The following is a 15,882-nucleotide window of genomic DNA, read 5'->3' on the forward strand; positions in this document are numbered from 1 at the left end:
CGTCGACGAGGTCAGTGGCCGGCGGACTCCCCCGGCCAGACCATCGAAACCGAATTACGGCAGGTAGGGCAGCAGATCGATAACCTCTGCCGCCGATTCCCGCAGCTTCGCGCACTCAGATCGTGGTGATCATTCCGCCGTCGACGACGAAGTCCGATCCGGTGATATTGGCCGCCCGTGTGCTGGCAAGGAAGACAGCGAGATCGGCGATCTCCTCGGGTCGGGTGAACCGTCCGGTGGCGGTCTGCGCCACCGCGGTGCGCGCGACAGCATCCGGATCACCGCCCGCGTTGTCGGCGATCGTGCGGGCTACGCCGTGCGCACCGAGCCACAGGTCCGTGGCGACCGGGCCGGGACTGATGGTGTTGACCCGGACACCCTGCGCGCCAACCTGTTTCGATAGCGACTTGCTGAAGTTGGTGAGGGCGGCCTTGGCGGCGCTGTAGTCGATGACCGTCGGGTCCGGCAGCTTCGCGTTGACCGAACTGATGGTGACGATGCTGCCTCGTCCCGCGTCGAGCATGGCCGGCAGTACCGCACGGGTGACGCGGATCGCGGAGAACAGATCGAGGGTGAGGGTGGCCAGCCAGTCGTCGTCCCCGATGTCGAGGAAGCCGTTCAACCGCGGCGTCACGCCGCCGACATTGTTGAACAGCAGGGCTGTCGTCCCGAACTTGGCTGCGACCGCGCCCAATTCGGTCGCCCCCTGCTCGGTGGACAGATCCACCTCCACCGGGTGAACGCGGCCGGTGTCGGCGAGCGCCAGGAGGTCGTCGCCGCTGCGGCGAGCCGCGGCCACCACGACCGCGCCCTCCTCGACGAGCGAACGGGTGATGGCCAGCCCGATACCCCGGCTCGCGCCGGTCACGACCGCGAGCGTGTCGGTGAGTCCCAAGTCCATGGCCGCGCCCTCCTCGGTGTCAGAATCCCTTGTCCGCCAGCCAGGCCAGCACCGCGTCGGCCACGTCCTTCCAGCCGCTGTCGACGGTGAGCGAATGGCCGCGACCCTCGAACTGCCGCAGTTCGGTCACGGCGGTGGAATCGCGGTACTGCTTCAGCGTCGAGCGGGTCACCACGTCGGGGACGGTGTGGTCCTCCAGACCCGAAATGAGCAGCAACGGGCCACGATCGGCGTTGCCGGTGTCGACCGCGGCCTGCGAGTGCAGGACGAAGTTCGCGGCGGCGGCCTGGAAGAGCGGGCGCGCGGGTGAGGGCACCGTCCACTTCTCGAACAGCTCGTCGGACTCCTGCTCGCTGACCGCGTTGCCGAAGCCGAACCGGAATTCCTTCTCGGTCAGTGACACGGATTTGTGCAGGTTGGCGGGATTGCCCAGCGCGGGGAGTCCGGCGCGCAACTGCGCGAGCGGCAGCGGCAGCACCCCTTTGATCTGAGCCGGATCGATCGCCACGCCCGCGACTCCGAGGCCGCGGCCCATCAGTTTCTCGGTGAGCAGCCCGCCGAAGGAGTGGCCGATGATGATCGGGGCAGCGGGCAACGTGTCGATGATGTCGGCGTAATGCGCTGCGGCGTCGTCGATTCCGATGTTCGCCACCGCCTCGGGATGCGCGCGAGCCTCGGCGACGGTGTCGGGCTCGTGGGGCCAGCCGGGCGCGATCGGGGCATAACCCGCGGCGCGGAAATGGTCGAGCCACGGCGCCCAACTGGTGGCGTGCAACCACAGCCCGTGAATGAAAACCACCGGTGTCGGTGTCTGCGGCATGTCGCTCCCCTTTCGGACCCTGATCCACTTCACCACCGCGATCCGCGGAGCGTCCAAGTCGTATCGCGCCCCGATCGATAACCCAGCCCGCATACTTGCTGGTGACGTGCTTTCGGACCGCCGTTGGCGGGAACAGGGGCAACCATGGATCTCGATCTGCGGCAGTTGCGTTACTTCGCTGTGCTTGCCGAGGAGCTCCATTTCGGCCGGGCGGCCGCGAGGCTGTTCATTACCCAGCCCGCGCTGTCGAAGCAGATCCGCCGACTCGAGGACCACCTCGGCAGTCCGCTGTTCGAGCGCGACAGCCGCCATGTCGCGCTCACTGCCCGGGGGCGCCGCGTCTTGGTGGACGCGCGGGAGATCATCACGCTGGCAGCGCGTATCGGCCACGGCCCCACCGATTCCGACGAGGTGCGGATCGCACACATTTTCGAATTGCAGACCAGCCGGACCGTGGCCGACGAGTTCGCCGCCGCCCACCCCGCCGTCCGGATCGTCGAGCGGTCACTGGACAGCGTTCGGCAGCTGGACGCACTGCTCGACCACCGCCTCGACATCGCCATCCTGCGGGTCACCGACGCCATGACCGCCCAACACCCGACGGGTTGGCATTTCCGCCGCCTGCGCCTGGAACCCATGCTGCTGGTCGGGCGGTCCAGCGATCCGCCGCAGACGGAAGTCTCGCTGTATGACCGTCCGGTGGAGGTCTTCGCCGACGGTCCGGACTCGGGGCTGTACAACGCACACGGCGACTACATGACGACGCTCGAACGCCACGCCGATCTCGGATTGCGCTGGCTGGGCAACCCGGGCGCTTTCGGACACTGTCTGGCCGCCTGGCATCGAAGGTCGCAGCCCGCCCGGATCCTCGAGTTCGAGAGCTATGCGCGGCGTTACGCGGAGTTCGGCGCCCCGATCCACCAACCGCTGGAATTCCAGCCGTATTACCCGTGGTCGATCGCCTGGCGTGACGAACCGCCCGCTTCGCCCGTCGCCGAGTTCCTCGACATCGCCGAGAAGATCGCGAGCGATCGGCAGTGGCGCGTGCCTTCACCTCGGTTGGCACAGCCGTGGCTACCGCCCGACGCCGCCTGGACGCCCCCACCCTCGTGGGGCTGACTGCGGATTCCCGGGTGCCTCCGCCGGTCGATTTGTATGCCCAGGGCATCGGGGCGGGACTCGTCGCGGGATACCGCAAGCTCGCCCTGACAAGAGAGGCTCTGCGCGAATGCGCTTTATGGGACGACCCGCGCAAATTGGCTAGGCCCAGCGGACAGCGCCACCAGTAGTGGGATTCCAGGGGATTGAGCCCGCCTTGTAAACACCGCGAAAACAGCTCGCAGAATTATTGCTGCCGGATTGCTGATTGTCATAAGGTCGAAGCACGTCGATCGCGGTGCCACCATTGCGATAACAGGATTGCCTCGATTCAGCTTCACAACGCTGCGGATTCGACGATCGAGGACCTGTCTGCGAAGGATCCATTTTGAGCCGATTCCCGTGCTCTGCAAAAGAATTCACACTGCCGTCGACCCTTGCGACCAAGCCCAGCAAGGTCCTCGTCGTCGAGAGCAACCCAGCGATGGCAGAGATCGAGGGACTTGTGCTGGCAAGTGCCGGCCATGTGGTGGTTTCCGCCCGCAATGCGCAGCGCGCTTTGACCGCCGTTCGGCGATGGCATCCAGACTTGGTGCTGCTCGAGCTGGACTTGCCCGATCTGCCGGGCGCGCATCTTTGCCGACAGCTGCGGAATTCTTCATCAATACCGGTCATCGCCATCTCCCTGGATTGCAATCCCGACGCCATCGATGAGGCCTACGCGGCCGGCGCGTGCGACTACCTGCCCAAACCGCTGAGAAGCCGTCACTTGCTCGACTGCATCGACGCCCATCTCGCATCACCGCAGCTGGTCTGAAACGTCCATCAAAGTCTGCGCCCCCTTGGCCTCGCGCCCTGCACTGATCGAACCAGCCGACTCGGCCTGTACCGAGCAAACCGACGCCCGATCGACGGCGTAATCGTCTACTTCGAGTAGCGCTTCGCTGCGGCGGTGTGGTCGACGAGGGTTTGGACTCCGTCGAAAATGCGATCCAGGCCGAATGCGAGGGGATCGATTTTCGCGGTGGTCTCGGCGAGTGTCCTCGCCAGGGCGGGGAAGCGTTCGGCGTGGCGGTCGATTAGTTCGCTGGTGAGCTGCTGCCATTCGCGGGCATGGTCGGCGTCGAAGTCGACGTGCTGCTGGGCGATATTGCGGACGTGTCCGGCGATGAGCAGGAATGTTTGATGACGTTCGGCCGCCTGGAGGCCGGTGGATTCCAACACCGCCAATGCCGCGTCCATCCAGCGGAGTTGGTGCGGGCCGAGGAGTTGTCGGCGCATGGCGATCGCGGTGAGCAGCCACGGATGCGCTCGATAGATCTCCAGCAACTGACGGGCCCACGCGAGGAGTCGGATGCGCCAGCCCGTGCCGGCCTCGGGTAGCTCGGGTTCGACGGCCAGCACGGCCTCGACCATCAATTCGACGAGTGCCGACTTGCCGGGGATGTGGCGGTAGAGGGCCATCCCCGAAACACCGAATGCGGCGGCCACCTTGTTCATCGACACGGCCTCCAGTCCGTCGAGGTCGGCGCGCGAGACCGCCGCCGCAGTGATGCCGTCGACGGTCAGGCCAGGTTTGGGTCCGCGGACGGACTCACCCCAGAGCAGCGCGGCAGCGGTGCGCAGATCACGGAGTTTGTCCTCGGCGCTGCGGGCCATGACCGGTTCTCCTGCGGGGTCGTAGTTGACAGACTCGTCAACTGTTTATACCTTAAACCTCGTTGTTTATGACATAAACAGTTGAGGAGTCATCATGCGGATCCCGGGCACGAAGCACGCGCAGCGGCTGCGCATCACCACCCCGGACGGCATCGACGAAGCCGACTTCGTCGAGATCGGCGGGATCGCTCAATGGATCTCGATCCGCGGCGAGCATCGCGACAACCCGGTCCTGCTCGAAATCCACGGCGGCCCCGGCGCTTCCAACCTCATCTACGCCGCCCGCACCCGGGAATGGGAACGCCACTTCACCGTGGTGCGCTGGGATATGCGCGGCGCCGGCAAGACCTTCGGCCACACCGGCCCGACCGGTCAGGGAGAGATGAGCCTGGCCCAGCTCGAGCGCGATGGTGTGGAAGTTGTCGAGCAGGTGCGGGCTCGGCTCGGTGTCGACAAGGTCGTTCTGATGGGCTGCTCCTTCGGCTCCTTCATCGCGCTGCGTCTGGCCCGCCGCCACCCCGAATTGTTCTCTGCCTACGTCGGCACCGACCAGAACATCAACGCCGGCGGCCGTGACCGCACCGCCTACACCGGACTGCTCGAGCGGCTCGAAAAGTCGGGCAAGCACAAGGATCTCGCAGCTGTCACCGCCATGACCGCGGACAGGTCGGCATGGACCACGTCGGACTGGTCGCAGTTCAACAAGCACACCGTCGGTTCCGATCCGCTCACCTTCGACACCGTCAAGAAGGTCGTGATGGGGTCGCTGCTGACCTCGCCACTGCACTCCCTCGGCGAGGTCCGTACCTACACGCAGGCCATGAGTTTCTCCGAATGCCTTGCCCCGCAATCGGTCACGATCGACGAATGGGCCGAGGGCACCGACTTCGCGATCCCGTTCTTCCTCTTCCAAGGTGAACACGACGTCATCACCCCGGCCCAAACGGCCGAGCGGTTCTTCGACGACGTCACCGCCCCGATGAAGACATTCGCTCTCATCGAGGACGCCAGCCACTTCGCGGCCTTCCGCCGGCCCGATCGGTTCCTCGACCTCTTGCTGAACCACGTCCGCCCCGCGATCACAGCACATGTCACACCTGCGACCGCTGCATCGTCGATCGACTAGACACCCCAGGCACGACAAGAAGAACGAGGATTGAGAATGTCCATCGAGAACCTGCGCACCGTCGTGCGCGGTGGTGTGATCCTGCCGGGCGATGCCGATTTCGAGCAGGCGGCGCAGCCGTGGAATTCCGCTGTCGCGCAGTCCGTGGCGGCCGTGGTCGAGGCGGCCGATGCGCCCGACCTCGCGGCGGTGCTCGACTACGCCCGCCGCGCCGGCCGGGCAGTGGTCACCCAGCCCACCGGGCACGGTGCGACCGGAGATATCGACGGTGCGATCCTGGTGCGCACCAAGCACTTCGACCGCATCGACATCGACCCCGAACAGCGCGTGGCACGAGTCGGCAGCGGCATGCGATGGGGACAGGTGCAGGCCGCTGCCGCCGCGCACGGTCTGGCGGGGCTCTCCGGGAGCAACCCGGTCGTCGGTGTCACCGGCTACACACTCGGCGGCGGCTTCGGCTGGTTCGCCCGCAAGTATGGCTGGGCCTCGGACGCGGTGCGAGCCCTCGAGATCGTCGATGCGGCCGGGCGTCCCCAGCGTGTCACCGCCGACTCCGATCCGGACCTGTTCTGGGCGCTGCGCGGTGGTGGCGGCGATTTCGGGATCGTCACCGGCCTGGAATTCGAATTGGTCGCGCTGCCCCGGCTCTACGGCGGGCGGGTGATGTGGCCGGCCGACCGCACCCGAGCGGTCTTCGAGCTGTTCACCGAACTCACCACCGACGCACCCGCCGAACTGTCGGTGTGGTTGCAGCGCTACCAGATTCCCGGCGCCGCGCCGACGGTCGCCATCGACTTCGCCTACCTCGGTGATCCCGCAGAGGGACGACAACTGACCCGCCGGCTCGACACGATCGGGGGCCACATCGCCGATACCCGCGGCGAGCTCAGCCCGGCCGAGATCGGCAAGATCACCGCCGAACCCACCGACCCCAGCCCCTCGCTCTCGCGCGGCGAACTGCTCACCGACCTAGGCGACGCGGTGGTGAAGACCCTCATCGACGCACCCGTCGCACCACTGCTCAACGTGCAGATCCGTGGCCTGGGCGGCGCACTCGCACGGCAGCGGCCCAACGGCGGCGCACGCGTCCCGGTCACCGAACCGTACGCGTTGTACCTGCTCGGGCTCGGGTTGCCACACCTGCTCGGCGCCATCGGTGACCGATTCGAGGAGATCATCGACGCGCTCGGCGCGAGCATCACCGGTACCAAGCCCTACACTTTCCTCGCTCCGGGTGAGTCCGCCGCCGCGGCCTTCGATCCCGACACCCTGACGCGGCTGCAGCAGATCAAGCGAACCCGTGACCCGCACAACGTCATTCGTGCCAACTTCCCGGTACTCGGCCGTCCCTGAGATGCGGTAAAGGCGATCGAGTCTGCGGTCATCGCGGGTGGGGCGCGCTTGCTCTCGATATGCGGTGTCGCCGGGAAGGCATGCGTGCGCAGCGACATCCGAAGTTTGGTCAACGCGCCCTGCCGTCCGTCGGTGAGCGACTGGTGGACAACGGTTTTCAACGACAGCGACTTCCTCATCATGTCGCTGATCTACGATCCGCTCACGGTTCCCGGAACTGACCCGAACGTCGCACCGCGCCTTGCGTCGCGGTGGGAATCCGATGCCGGACAGCGCAATCGACACGAATGTCGAGGTCGAACCAAGCGATTCGAGGTTGCGCTGTGTTGAGATCCTCGCCGTTCACCCCACCGCCGATCACCTGTGGTTGGGACACGTCCGCAGTCGGCCGCTCGATGCTGCTATCGATGACGCTTTCTCAAACGCGGAACCACGACCCAGGCTGTAATCACGGCCATCAACGCAGTGATCATCAGCAAGGGCACAGTGGCTTGACCTGCTACTGGATACACCACGTCGACGATGGCATCGGCGATGGACCTGAGAATCTGGCGGACGACATCACGCCGATCCGGGTCATCGGTCGCAGTCACCGTCCACCACACCGTGCCATCTCAATCCTCGGCAGCGTCGAGCCCGATGCTCGGACAAGTGTTCATATCCAGCGAGTACAGGTTCACCGTCGTACCACCCAAATCAACTTAGGTCCCCCTGACGACAGGGGCGCTTCTCCAGTTATGGTTCGCATCACCTAACGCCGAACCTGAGCGTTTGCTGTAGTTGCGACCTGTCCTCGAGGACGGTCGTGTAGCGGCTCGGCGCACACCGTGTACGCCGGAAAGCAATCCGTACGAGGGCGTGGCTCGAATCGCACGCGAACAGGGCCGTCCGAGGTCGGCGGAACATCGCCTTCGATCGTCGTGTGAATCCACGGACCTTCGTCCAATTCAACGATGGCGATCAGGGCCGGAACGACATCGCTGGATCCCTGCTCCGGTGCCCGATGCACCGATCGCCACGAGACGATGGAACCGAACCCGGAGGAGTCGGCCCACTCGAACTCCTCCGACCGGCAGGACGAACAGGTCGCGATGAACGGTGAGTGCAATGCCCGGCACCCCACGCAACGGCGCAGCATCAGGCTCTCAGCGCCTGCGGCATTTCGACTGACGAACTGTTGGAGATCGCTCATGACTACTACCTCGGGGCGCTGTGATTTATCCGGCCGAATCCAGACTCACCCTCGTACCGCAAAACTGCGACGGTAGAACGGCCCAAGGCATACCTATTTGCGGATACCAGCCCGTTGTCAGCATGGCGGCTCGATCACCGCACCTCGTGAGCCGCTCGTGCAGGGAAATCGTCGACCATCACTGTGCCGCGCCGGTGATATTGCGGACCATGCCGCCGAAGATCAGGGCGTGGAACGGGGCGATGGCGTGCCAGTAGAGGTGGCCGGCGAGGCCGTGGGGTTCGAAGAGGGCGCGCTGGTGGTAGTGCGCGCCGCCTTCGGGGGCCGGGGAGACGGATAGTTCGAGCCAGGCGCGGCCGGGGACTCGCATTTCCGCGCGGAGCAGGATTCGGTGGCCGCGTTCGAGGCGTTCGACGCGCCACCAATCCAGGGCGTCGCCTTCGCGGAGCCGGTGGGGGTGGCGGCGGCCTCGGCGCAGCCCGGCGCCGCCCATCAGGCGGTCGATCCAGCCGCGCAGCGCCCAGGCGGGCGGGAAGGAATACCAGCCGTTGGCGCCGCCGATCGCCTCCAGCACCGACCACACCGCTTCCGGGGTGGCGGACGTATCCTGTTCTCGCACATCGCAATACATCGAGCCGCCGGACCATTCGGGGTCGGTGGGCAGTGGATTGGCCGGGGCGTGGGGCGGATTCGCGTCCGACCAGCGGGTGGGCACGTCCAGAGTTCGGACCCGCTGCAAGGCGAGGGCCACCGCGCGGCGGTACGGTGTCGACCCGCCCGGTGGGTCGGCGATGACCGTGGCGATCCGGTGGTCGGCGCAGATCACGTCGTTGACCAGTGATTCCATCAGCGGTACGGCGATCGCGCGCGGCACCGGGGTCACCAGGTTCACCCACTGCGCCGACAGCCAGGGCGTGAGGACCGGGACCGGCACGATCAACCGGCGGGGCAGCTCGGCGACGGCGGCGTAGCCGCGCATCATGCCGAGATAGGTGAGTACGTCGGGGCCGCCGATGTCGAACGCGTCGTTCACCTCGTCCGGTAGACCCGCGGCGGCGACCAGGTAGTAGAGCACGTCGCGCACCGCGATGGGCTGGATGCGGTTGCGCACCCAGCGCGGGGTCACCATGACCGGCAGGCGTTCGGTGAGATAGCGCAGCATCTCGAAACTCGCGGAGCCGGAACCGATGATGACGGCGGCCCGCAGCACCACCGTGGGCGTCGCCGCCCGCGCCAGGATCTCGCCGACCTCGGCGCGCGACGCGAGATGCCGTGACAGCTCCTGGTCGGCGGGCGTGATGCCGCCCAGGTAGACGATCCGGCGCAGTCCCGCGTGGTCCGCCGCCGCGGCGACCGTGCGGGCCGCTTCGCGATCGACATGCTCGAAATCGGTGCGTGCCAAGGAATGCACCAGGTAGTAGAGGACGTCCTGCCCGGCCAGGGCGCCGCGTACGTCGTCGGGGCGGGTCACGTCGCCGCACACCACGTCCACTCGATCGCGCCAGGGCACGTCGTCGAGTTTTCCTACGTCGCGGGCGAGGACGCGCACACTGTGCCCGGCCGCCAGCAGTTCCGGCACCAGGCGGCCACCGATATATCCGGTGGCTCCGAACACCACACACCGCACCGTGATCACCTCTTCCGATCATGAACAGGCACAATCAAGGCATGTCGCACCGCCCGATATCCGCCCCCGAACAGACCGGTTTCTCGGTCCGCGCGGCGGCCGAACGGCTCGGCATCCCGACCGCGACCCTGCGCAGCTGGAACCGCCGCTACGGCATCGGCCCCGCACAGGATCGACCCGGCCGCCACCGGCTCTACACCGAAGGCGATATCGCACTGCTGACGCGGATGGTAGAGCTGATCCGCGCCGGATCCACGCCCGCCGGCGCGGCGGCGGCCGCCCGCGGTTCGGCCCTGTCCCACGGTGATGCGGCCGCGCTGGTGTCGGCGGCCTTCGATCTCGACACCGATGTGGTCTGCGATCTGGTCGAGAAGCACCTGCGCATGTACGGGGTGGTCGACACCTGGGATGGATTGTGCCGTCCGGCTTTCGCGAACATCGTCGGCCGCCAGCTCGCGGGCGAGGGCTGCGTGGATGTGGAACATCTGCTGTCGTGGGGCATCGTCGCGGCCCTGCACCGGACCGTGCCGCCGGCCACCGCCCGGCTGTCCGCGCCGCTGATCCTCGCTTGCACCGGCGGTGAAACCCATTCCCTGCCATTGGAAGTGCTGCGCGCGGCGCTCGCCGAACGAGAAGTGGGGGCGCGCATGCTCGGGCCGGATGTCCCGACCGCGGCCCTGGCCGACACGCTGGCCCGCGTCTCGGAGCCCGCCACGGTGGTGCTGTGGTCGCAGCAAGAGGCGACGGCCCTCACCTCCGCGATCCGCGCCTGTGCCGACGCCCAGGCGATGGTCTATGTGGGCGGTCCCGGCTGGGACACCCTCATCCTGCCCGAATCGGCCCGGCGGCTCACCGACCTCACCGAAGCGGTCGAACTGCTCAGCGCGTCCGTGGCGCAGTAAGCGCATCGAGCGCCTCCTCCAACGAGCGCAATCGCGAGACTCCGGTCTCGCTGCCGGTGTGTGCCCAGCCCGGCCCGGCGACGAACACCGATCCGGCCCCGGCGGCGGCCACCCGGAGCGACGCGGGCGACGCGGTGCCCGGCGATTGCGACCACAGCACCACAGCGGCCGGGCGGTCCCGCCGGGACAGAGCGCGCTCGAGGGCCTCCGGCGGAACCGACGCACCGAGCAGCAACGCCGCGGTTCCACCCTCGGCCAAGGCCGCGCGCAGGACTTCGAGCGGCAGCACATGCTGCTCTCCGGCGGTGCAGGCCAACACGATTCGCGGCTCCCCCGCCGCGTGGGCCACCGCCGGAACCGCCCGGTGCAGGCTCGTCGTGGACGCCCAGGACAGCAGGTGCTCGACCTCGATATAGCCCTCGCCGCGGCGCTGGCGATCGACGATCTCCGCGAAGGCGGGGCGGCACAACAGATTCCAGGTGTCGCCCACCCCGTGATGGGCCACGTGGGCCGACAGCAGCGTCAGCAATCGGGCCACATCCATGCTCTCCGCCGCGGCCAGCACCGGCCCGACATCGCCGCGGCGCGGGGCGGGTTCGGCGACGGCCCGAGCGGCCCGCGCGGCACTGCCGGGACTCGCGCCGGCCCGGACCAACTCGACCATGCGGGTGACCATCGCCAGGTCCGTCGAGGTGTAGGACCGGTGCTCTCCGGGCCGATGCCGCTGCGGGCCGATGCCGTAACGCCGATTCCAGCTGCGCAGGGTCGCGACGGGAACGCCCACCCGCCGCGCGACCGCGCCCACGGTGAACTCGGCCACCGCGCCCGGCTGCGTCCCGCCCGGCCCGGACGTCACGTCCGCACCGCACCATGCGCCGCGATCCGGTGACGCTGCCCACGGCCTCGACGCCACTCGTGGAGCGCGCCGGCCGCGCACAACACTCCCCAACCGCCGGTCACCGCCAGCGTTTTCACCCGTTCGGGCCTTCCGCGCAGGGCGTAGGCGAACACCAGGGTGTCGGCAGCGTCCGAAGCGACACGCACGGCCATCGCGGTGCGCCGTGCCCGCGGATCGGAGGTCACCACCATCGACACGCCCGAGGCCAGGTCGCGCAGGGCGATCAGCCGTGCCGCGGCTCTCGGCTCCGATTCGAGACCGGTGCCCAAACCCGTGGGCCGCAACAGGATCTCGGGCCGCAGCGCGACGGCGAGTCCGTAGGCGGCCGTCGCCGCGCCGAGGATCCGGGTGGGCGTGGTCGGATTCATCGTGCGCCGCCGTCCCGCTCGCATAGCACAAGGTGTACGACGTCGAGGTAGTCCGAGCGGAATCCGGCCTCGGAGTAGGCCAGGTACAACCGCCACATCCGCTGGAAGACCTCGTCGAATCCCAGCTCGGCGACGTGGTGGGCGGCGGCGGTGAATCGATCCAGCCACAGTCGCAGCGTGTGCTCGTAGTGGTGGCCCAGACTGCGGCGATGTGTGATCCGCAGGCCGGTATGCACCGAAAGGAGCTGGTCCAGCAGGGTTTCCGAGGGCAGGAATCCGCCCGGGAAGATGTACTCCTGGATCCAGGTGTGCGTTCGCCGCGCGGCCCGCAGGCGGTCGTGGGGCATGGTGATGACCTGTAGGGCGATGCGCCCGCCGGGCGCGAGCACCCGTTCGAGGGTGGCCAGGTAGCCGGGCAGGTAGTCGTATCCGACCGCCTCGATCATCTCCACCGACACCACGGCGTCGTAGCGACCGTCGACGCGACGGTAGTCGAGCAGCTCGATCGTTACCCGGTCGGTCAGCCCGGCGGCCGCGATCCGCTGCCGGGCGTGACGCTGCTGCTCGGAGGACAGGGTGAGCGACCGGACCGTCGCGCCCCTGCGTGCCGCCCGCAGCGCCAATTCGCCCCAGCCGGTGCCGATTTCGAGCACGGTGCTGCCCGGCCCGACCCCGGCGTCGTCCAGCAGCCGATCGATCTTGCGATGCTGCGCCGAGGCGAGATCGTCCCAGGTCGGTGCTGGTTCCAGGCGTTCGAATAGCGCCGCCGAATAGGTCAGGGTCTCGTCCAGGAAGGCCGCGAAGAAGTCGTTGGACAGGTCGTAATGGTGGGCCGCGTTGCTGCGGGCACCCTCAGCGGTCGCCCTGGTCGCCCGCGGGTGTCGCGGGAGCAGCAGTGGCCGGAACACGTGCAGCGGCCGGGGCACCAGGGCGCGGATGTCGGTGGCGAGCACGGTCAACACCGCGGGCAGATCCGGGGCGCTCCACTCCCCGGCCATGTACGCCTCGCCGAACCCGATGAGACCGGAGTCCGCGATCCGCCGGGCGAAGGCGTCGGGATCGTGGAGCGTCAGCCGCGCCGCGGCGGGATCGTCGAGCGCGCCGCCCCACCATTCGCCGCCGGGCAGCTCGATCCGCAGCGGAAGGCGTTGCGCCGCACGCTCGAACAGGGCCAGGACGATTGGGCGGCCGAGTCCGGACCGCACCCCGATCGGCACCGGCGGCGGTGCGATTCGGTGCGCGCCGGGGAGGATGGGCGGCGGCGCGAACGAGGATCGTCTCATGTCAGGACCTCCCGGGAGACAGCGGACGGGCGGGGAGTGATGGGCAGGCCCCTGCGCCACAGCCGCAGGCCTTGCCAGCGGATGAGGGCGCTCACCCGCAGCGTTTCGAGCGGGTGCGCTGCCAGCACCCGGGCCAGGGTGCGCCCGTTCGCGGGAACCACCCGCCCGCTGACGGTCCCGGCGAATACGGCGCGGCCGTCGGCTCCTTCCAGGGTGATCGCCACCCGGACCCGATCCGTGGGTTCCGGAGCCCGCAGCCGGTATCGACCGGCGGCCGGAGTGAACGGGGAGACGTAGAACTCCTTGGGCACCATCGCTTCCGGCTGCGCGGGCACCAGGTAGCGGTGCCGCTGGCCGTAGGTGTTGTGGACCTCGGCGATCACCCAGCGCAGTGTGCCGTTCGCGTCGTGGCACCAGTAGACGGTGAGGGGATTGAAGACGTATCCGAGGATTCGTGCGTTGGCGAGCATGAGAATGCGTCCGTCGCCCAGTTCGATCCCGGCGGCGGCCAGGTAGTCGATCACGTTCGCGCGCAGGGTGGCATCGGGGGCGCCGAGGTGGTCGCGAGCACGGAAGCTCGCGAACCAGCGCCACGGCCACGATAGTTCGGGCAGTTCGTCCAGGTCGACCAGCCAGCTGTAACTGCGATAGGTGAAGGCGTGCCGCACCGGTTCCAGTCGCGTGTGGTGAATGACGGTGCGCGCCAGCCTCGCCCGGGTCATGACGGTTCCCGAATGGCGGCGGCTGGAGTCGATGGGCTCACGTGCCACCGGCCGCCGATACGTTCGGCGGCGCGCAGCCCTGAGAGCGCGCCGTCCTCGTGGAATCCCCAGCCGTGGTACGCCCCGGCGAAAGCCACTGTGTGGTCCCCGATTTCGGCGAGCCGACGGCGTGCGGTCATGGATTCGGGTGTGTACTGGGGATGTTCGTAGTCCATGGTCGCGAGCACGGTCTCGGGTGCCACCCGGCCGTCGTCGCCAAGGGTGGCCAGGAACCGCCGATCGCCCGGACCGTCGGGCAGGCGTTGGAGCCGGGTCAGGTCGTAGCTGACCTGGACTCGCTCCGGGGTCGCGGCGCAGTGGGGCAGGCGATAGTTCCACGAGGCGCGCGCTCCGGACCGCCGGGGCAGCACCGAATCATCGGTGTGCAGCAGCACCCGATTGGCCGTATAGGGCAGCCCGCCGAGGATGTGCGACTCGGCGATCGTCGGCGAATCCAGCAGGCGCAGCGCCTGTTCCGGGTGCGTGGCGATGACCGCGGCGTCGAAGAACTCCACCTCGTCGGCGTCGTCGCGCACCCCGACCGTGTGCGCGCCACGGTGCACCGAGCGGACCGGAACCCCGGCGCGCACCTCGTGCAGCCGAGCGGCCACGGCCCGCACATAGCTCGCCGAGCCGCCGGCGACGGTGCGCCAGGTGGGCGATCCGAACACGGTGAGCATGCCGTGATGGTCGAGGAACGTGAACAGATAGCGCGCCGGATAGCGCAAGGCCAGCCGTGGCGGACAGGACCAGACCGCCGCCACCAGCGGCACCATGAAATGCGCCGTGAAGTAGGGCGTGAAAGCACAGTCCGCGAGGAACTCGCCCAGGGTGCGTGGTTCGCCCGCGCCGGTGGCCAATTCGGCCCGCGCCAGCCGGTGGAAACGCGTGATCTCGCCGAGCATGCGCAGATAGGGCCGCCGCAGCAGGGCGGCGGGTTCCGGAATCAGTCCGCGCGGCCCCTTCGCGCCGGCGTATTCCAGGCCGCAGCCGTCGCAGCGCACCGACATCGACATGTCGGATTCCTGTGTGCGCACGCCCAGTTCGCCGAACAACCGCAGCAGCGTCGGGTAGGTGCGGTCGTTGTGCACGATGAACCCGGAGTCCACGCCGAGATGATCGCCGGAGCCGTCCGTGCGCACGGGCACCCGATGGGTGTGGGCATGGCCGCCGAGCCGCGAATCCGCCTCGTACAGCACCACTTCGCAGTCGCGGGCCAGCACCCAGGCGGCGGTGAGGCCGGACACTCCGCTGCCGATCACCGCGACGCGGCGGCGGGCCGCCCCGGTCAGCGCGCGCACAGCGGCTCGATTCCGTCGAAGCCTCCGGTCACCGGCGAGGTCAGGAACAGGCAGGGATCCATGCCGGCCGCGTCGATGCCCGCCCGGATGGCGCTCCACTGCCCGGCGTCGGGCACCGGCGTGCGGGAGAGTACGAAACCGGCTGTGCGGCTGGGGTTCACGACGACCGACCAGCGGTAATCGGGATCCAGCGCGGTGACGATGTAGTTGGTCGCCGGATCGGATTCGCCGCGGAAGCTCACCCCCAGTTGCGCATTGGTGGCCGGATCGGTGATGCGCGCGGTTCCGGTGATCTCGTCGCGGGTGCCGAGCCAGGTGGTGCAGGAGTTCCGCACGGTCAGCCCGTCCGGTGTGGGGGTGTAGTCGGCCTGGGTGTCGCGCGCGCAGGCCAGATTGAACGGCTGCGGGATCGCCGCGAGCTGCAGCCAGGTTCCGGTGTACCGGGTCACCTCGAGCGTCGGCACCGGCGCCGGAGGCGCGGCGGCGGCTCGGGCGGCGAACGGCCAGCAGGCGGGCAGGACCGCGGCCGCGGCCGCGGCGCGCAGCCATCGGCGGCCGCGCAATGGATTGGTGTGCATGGTTCCTCCGCCGGT

General features: G+C 68.4%; 17 protein-coding genes. 6 read left to right on the top strand and 11 right to left on the bottom strand.

The genetic code is table 11. The annotated features are described in order from the left end of the window. Positions 1-115 precede the first annotated feature (115 nt). Together ACQP06_RS19515 and ACQP06_RS19520 are read right to left on the bottom strand one after the other, a co-directional pair. Positions 116-901 (bottom strand): oxidoreductase, encoded by a 786-nt coding sequence (locus ACQP06_RS19515; RefSeq protein WP_433665961.1) that lies wholly within the window; start codon positions 899-901, stop codon positions 116-118. A 19-nt stretch (positions 902-920) separates the two neighbouring features. Next, positions 921-1,721, bottom strand: coding sequence for an alpha/beta hydrolase (locus ACQP06_RS19520; protein ID WP_433665962.1), 801 nt, complete (start codon positions 1,719-1,721; stop codon positions 921-923). Positions 1,722-1,865: 144 nt separating this feature from the next. Here ACQP06_RS19520 and ACQP06_RS19525 point away from each other — a divergent pair, with 144 nt between their 5' ends. Both ACQP06_RS19525 and ACQP06_RS19530 read left to right on the top strand, forming a co-directional pair. Continuing rightward, positions 1,866-2,840 carry a LysR family transcriptional regulator gene (locus tag ACQP06_RS19525; protein WP_433665963.1) on the top strand — a complete coding sequence of 325 codons (975 nt, stop codon included), beginning with the start codon at positions 1,866-1,868 and terminating at the stop codon, positions 2,838-2,840. 367 nt (positions 2,841-3,207) lie between these two features. Continuing rightward, complete coding sequence (locus tag ACQP06_RS19530; protein WP_433665964.1) at positions 3,208-3,636, top strand: response regulator; 429 nt, start codon at positions 3,208-3,210, stop codon at positions 3,634-3,636. A gap of 107 nt (positions 3,637-3,743) precedes the next feature. Here the strand turns inward: ACQP06_RS19530 and ACQP06_RS19535 are convergent, their stop codons facing one another. Beyond that, positions 3,744-4,478: a TetR/AcrR family transcriptional regulator gene (locus tag ACQP06_RS19535; protein ID WP_433665965.1), complete on the bottom strand. Its 735-nt coding sequence runs from the start codon at positions 4,476-4,478 to the stop codon at positions 3,744-3,746. Positions 4,479-4,572: 94 nt separating this feature from the next. Between ACQP06_RS19535 and ACQP06_RS19540 the strand changes: the two genes are divergently transcribed. The 3 genes from ACQP06_RS19540 (at position 4,573) to ACQP06_RS19550 (ending at position 7,287) form a co-directional block, all read left to right on the top strand. Beyond that, positions 4,573-5,604: an alpha/beta fold hydrolase gene (locus tag ACQP06_RS19540; protein ID WP_433665966.1), complete on the top strand. Its 1,032-nt coding sequence runs from the start codon at positions 4,573-4,575 to the stop codon at positions 5,602-5,604. A 36-nt stretch (positions 5,605-5,640) separates the two neighbouring features. Then, positions 5,641-6,957 carry an FAD-binding oxidoreductase gene (locus ACQP06_RS19545; RefSeq protein WP_433665967.1) on the top strand — a complete coding sequence of 439 codons (1,317 nt, stop codon included), beginning with the start codon at positions 5,641-5,643 and terminating at the stop codon, positions 6,955-6,957. Between the two features lie 84 nt (positions 6,958-7,041). Further along, positions 7,042-7,287: a hypothetical protein gene (locus ACQP06_RS19550; protein WP_433665968.1), complete on the top strand. Its 246-nt coding sequence runs from the start codon at positions 7,042-7,044 to the stop codon at positions 7,285-7,287. 421 nt (positions 7,288-7,708) lie between these two features. Here the strand turns inward: ACQP06_RS19550 and ACQP06_RS19555 are convergent, their stop codons facing one another. Further along, the gene (locus ACQP06_RS19555) at positions 7,709-8,149 is read right to left on the bottom strand and encodes a Zn-ribbon domain-containing OB-fold protein (protein ID WP_433665969.1); all 441 of its coding nucleotides are present in this window, start codon (positions 8,147-8,149) and stop codon (positions 7,709-7,711) included. A 178-nt stretch (positions 8,150-8,327) separates the two neighbouring features. Then, positions 8,328-9,767, bottom strand: a complete 1,440-nt coding sequence (locus ACQP06_RS19560; RefSeq protein WP_433665970.1) for an SDR family oxidoreductase — start codon at positions 9,765-9,767, stop codon at positions 8,328-8,330. Positions 9,768-9,817: 50 nt separating this feature from the next. On the opposite strand from ACQP06_RS19560, the gene ACQP06_RS19565 reads away from it, so the two are divergent. Next, positions 9,818-10,678, top strand: coding sequence for a MerR family transcriptional regulator (locus tag ACQP06_RS19565; protein WP_433665971.1), 861 nt, complete (start codon positions 9,818-9,820; stop codon positions 10,676-10,678). On the opposite strand, the gene ACQP06_RS19570 is transcribed toward ACQP06_RS19565, so the two are convergent. From ACQP06_RS19570 to ACQP06_RS19595, 6 genes are read right to left on the bottom strand one after another with little or no spacing between them, the layout of a single operon-like run. Further along, positions 10,656-11,534: a MerR family transcriptional regulator gene (locus ACQP06_RS19570; RefSeq protein WP_433665972.1), complete on the bottom strand. Its 879-nt coding sequence runs from the start codon at positions 11,532-11,534 to the stop codon at positions 10,656-10,658. The genes ACQP06_RS19565 and ACQP06_RS19570 overlap by 23 nt on opposite strands. Then, positions 11,531-11,944: a hypothetical protein gene (locus tag ACQP06_RS19575; protein WP_433665973.1), complete on the bottom strand. Its 414-nt coding sequence runs from the start codon at positions 11,942-11,944 to the stop codon at positions 11,531-11,533. Before ACQP06_RS19575 ends, ACQP06_RS19570 begins: the two co-directional genes overlap by 4 nt. Further along, positions 11,941-13,227, bottom strand: coding sequence for a class I SAM-dependent methyltransferase (locus ACQP06_RS19580; protein ID WP_433665974.1), 1,287 nt, complete (start codon positions 13,225-13,227; stop codon positions 11,941-11,943). The genes ACQP06_RS19575 and ACQP06_RS19580 overlap by 4 nt, the downstream gene beginning before the upstream one ends. Further along, positions 13,224-13,949, bottom strand: coding sequence for a DUF1365 domain-containing protein (locus ACQP06_RS19585; protein WP_433665975.1), 726 nt, complete (start codon positions 13,947-13,949; stop codon positions 13,224-13,226). The genes ACQP06_RS19580 and ACQP06_RS19585 overlap by 4 nt, the downstream gene beginning before the upstream one ends. Beyond that, positions 13,946-15,289, bottom strand: coding sequence for an NAD(P)/FAD-dependent oxidoreductase (locus tag ACQP06_RS19590; protein WP_433665976.1), 1,344 nt, complete (start codon positions 15,287-15,289; stop codon positions 13,946-13,948). The genes ACQP06_RS19585 and ACQP06_RS19590 overlap by 4 nt, the downstream gene beginning before the upstream one ends. Further along, a complete protein-coding gene (locus ACQP06_RS19595) occupies positions 15,277-15,867 on the bottom strand; it encodes a lipocalin family protein (protein ID WP_433665977.1) in 591 nt (196 codons plus the stop codon). Before ACQP06_RS19595 ends, ACQP06_RS19590 begins: the two co-directional genes overlap by 13 nt. Positions 15,868-15,882: the final 15 nt, after the last annotated feature.

The sequence above is a fragment of the Nocardia sp. CA-136227 genome (genome assembly GCF_050955695.1).
In the GTDB taxonomy this organism is placed as follows: Bacteria; Actinomycetota; Actinomycetes; order Mycobacteriales; family Mycobacteriaceae; genus Nocardia.

Bases quoted from the DNA above. Each gene is read 5' to 3' on its own strand.
- ACQP06_RS19515 (WP_433665961.1), bottom strand. From the start codon at position 901: ATGGACTTGGGACTCACCGACACGCTCGCGGTCGTGACCGGCGCGAGC.
- ACQP06_RS19595 (WP_433665977.1), bottom strand. From the start codon at position 15,867: ATGCACACCAATCCATTGCGCGGCCGCCGATGGCTGCGCGCCGCGGCC.
- ACQP06_RS19565 (WP_433665971.1), top strand. From the start codon at position 9,818: ATGTCGCACCGCCCGATATCCGCCCCCGAACAGACCGGTTTCTCGGTC.
- ACQP06_RS19520 (WP_433665962.1), bottom strand. From the start codon at position 1,721: ATGCCGCAGACACCGACACCGGTGGTTTTCATTCACGGGCTGTGGTTG.
- ACQP06_RS19555 (WP_433665969.1), bottom strand. From the start codon at position 8,149: ATGAGCGATCTCCAACAGTTCGTCAGTCGAAATGCCGCAGGCGCTGAG.
- ACQP06_RS19585 (WP_433665975.1), bottom strand. From the start codon at position 13,949: ATGACCCGGGCGAGGCTGGCGCGCACCGTCATTCACCACACGCGACTG.
- ACQP06_RS19545 (WP_433665967.1), top strand. From the start codon at position 5,641: ATGTCCATCGAGAACCTGCGCACCGTCGTGCGCGGTGGTGTGATCCTG.
- ACQP06_RS19525 (WP_433665963.1), top strand. From the start codon at position 1,866: ATGGATCTCGATCTGCGGCAGTTGCGTTACTTCGCTGTGCTTGCCGAG.
- ACQP06_RS19580 (WP_433665974.1), bottom strand. From the start codon at position 13,227: ATGAGACGATCCTCGTTCGCGCCGCCGCCCATCCTCCCCGGCGCGCAC.
- ACQP06_RS19575 (WP_433665973.1), bottom strand. From the start codon at position 11,944: ATGAATCCGACCACGCCCACCCGGATCCTCGGCGCGGCGACGGCCGCC.
- ACQP06_RS19535 (WP_433665965.1), bottom strand. From the start codon at position 4,478: ATGGCCCGCAGCGCCGAGGACAAACTCCGTGATCTGCGCACCGCTGCC.
- ACQP06_RS19540 (WP_433665966.1), top strand. From the start codon at position 4,573: ATGCGGATCCCGGGCACGAAGCACGCGCAGCGGCTGCGCATCACCACC.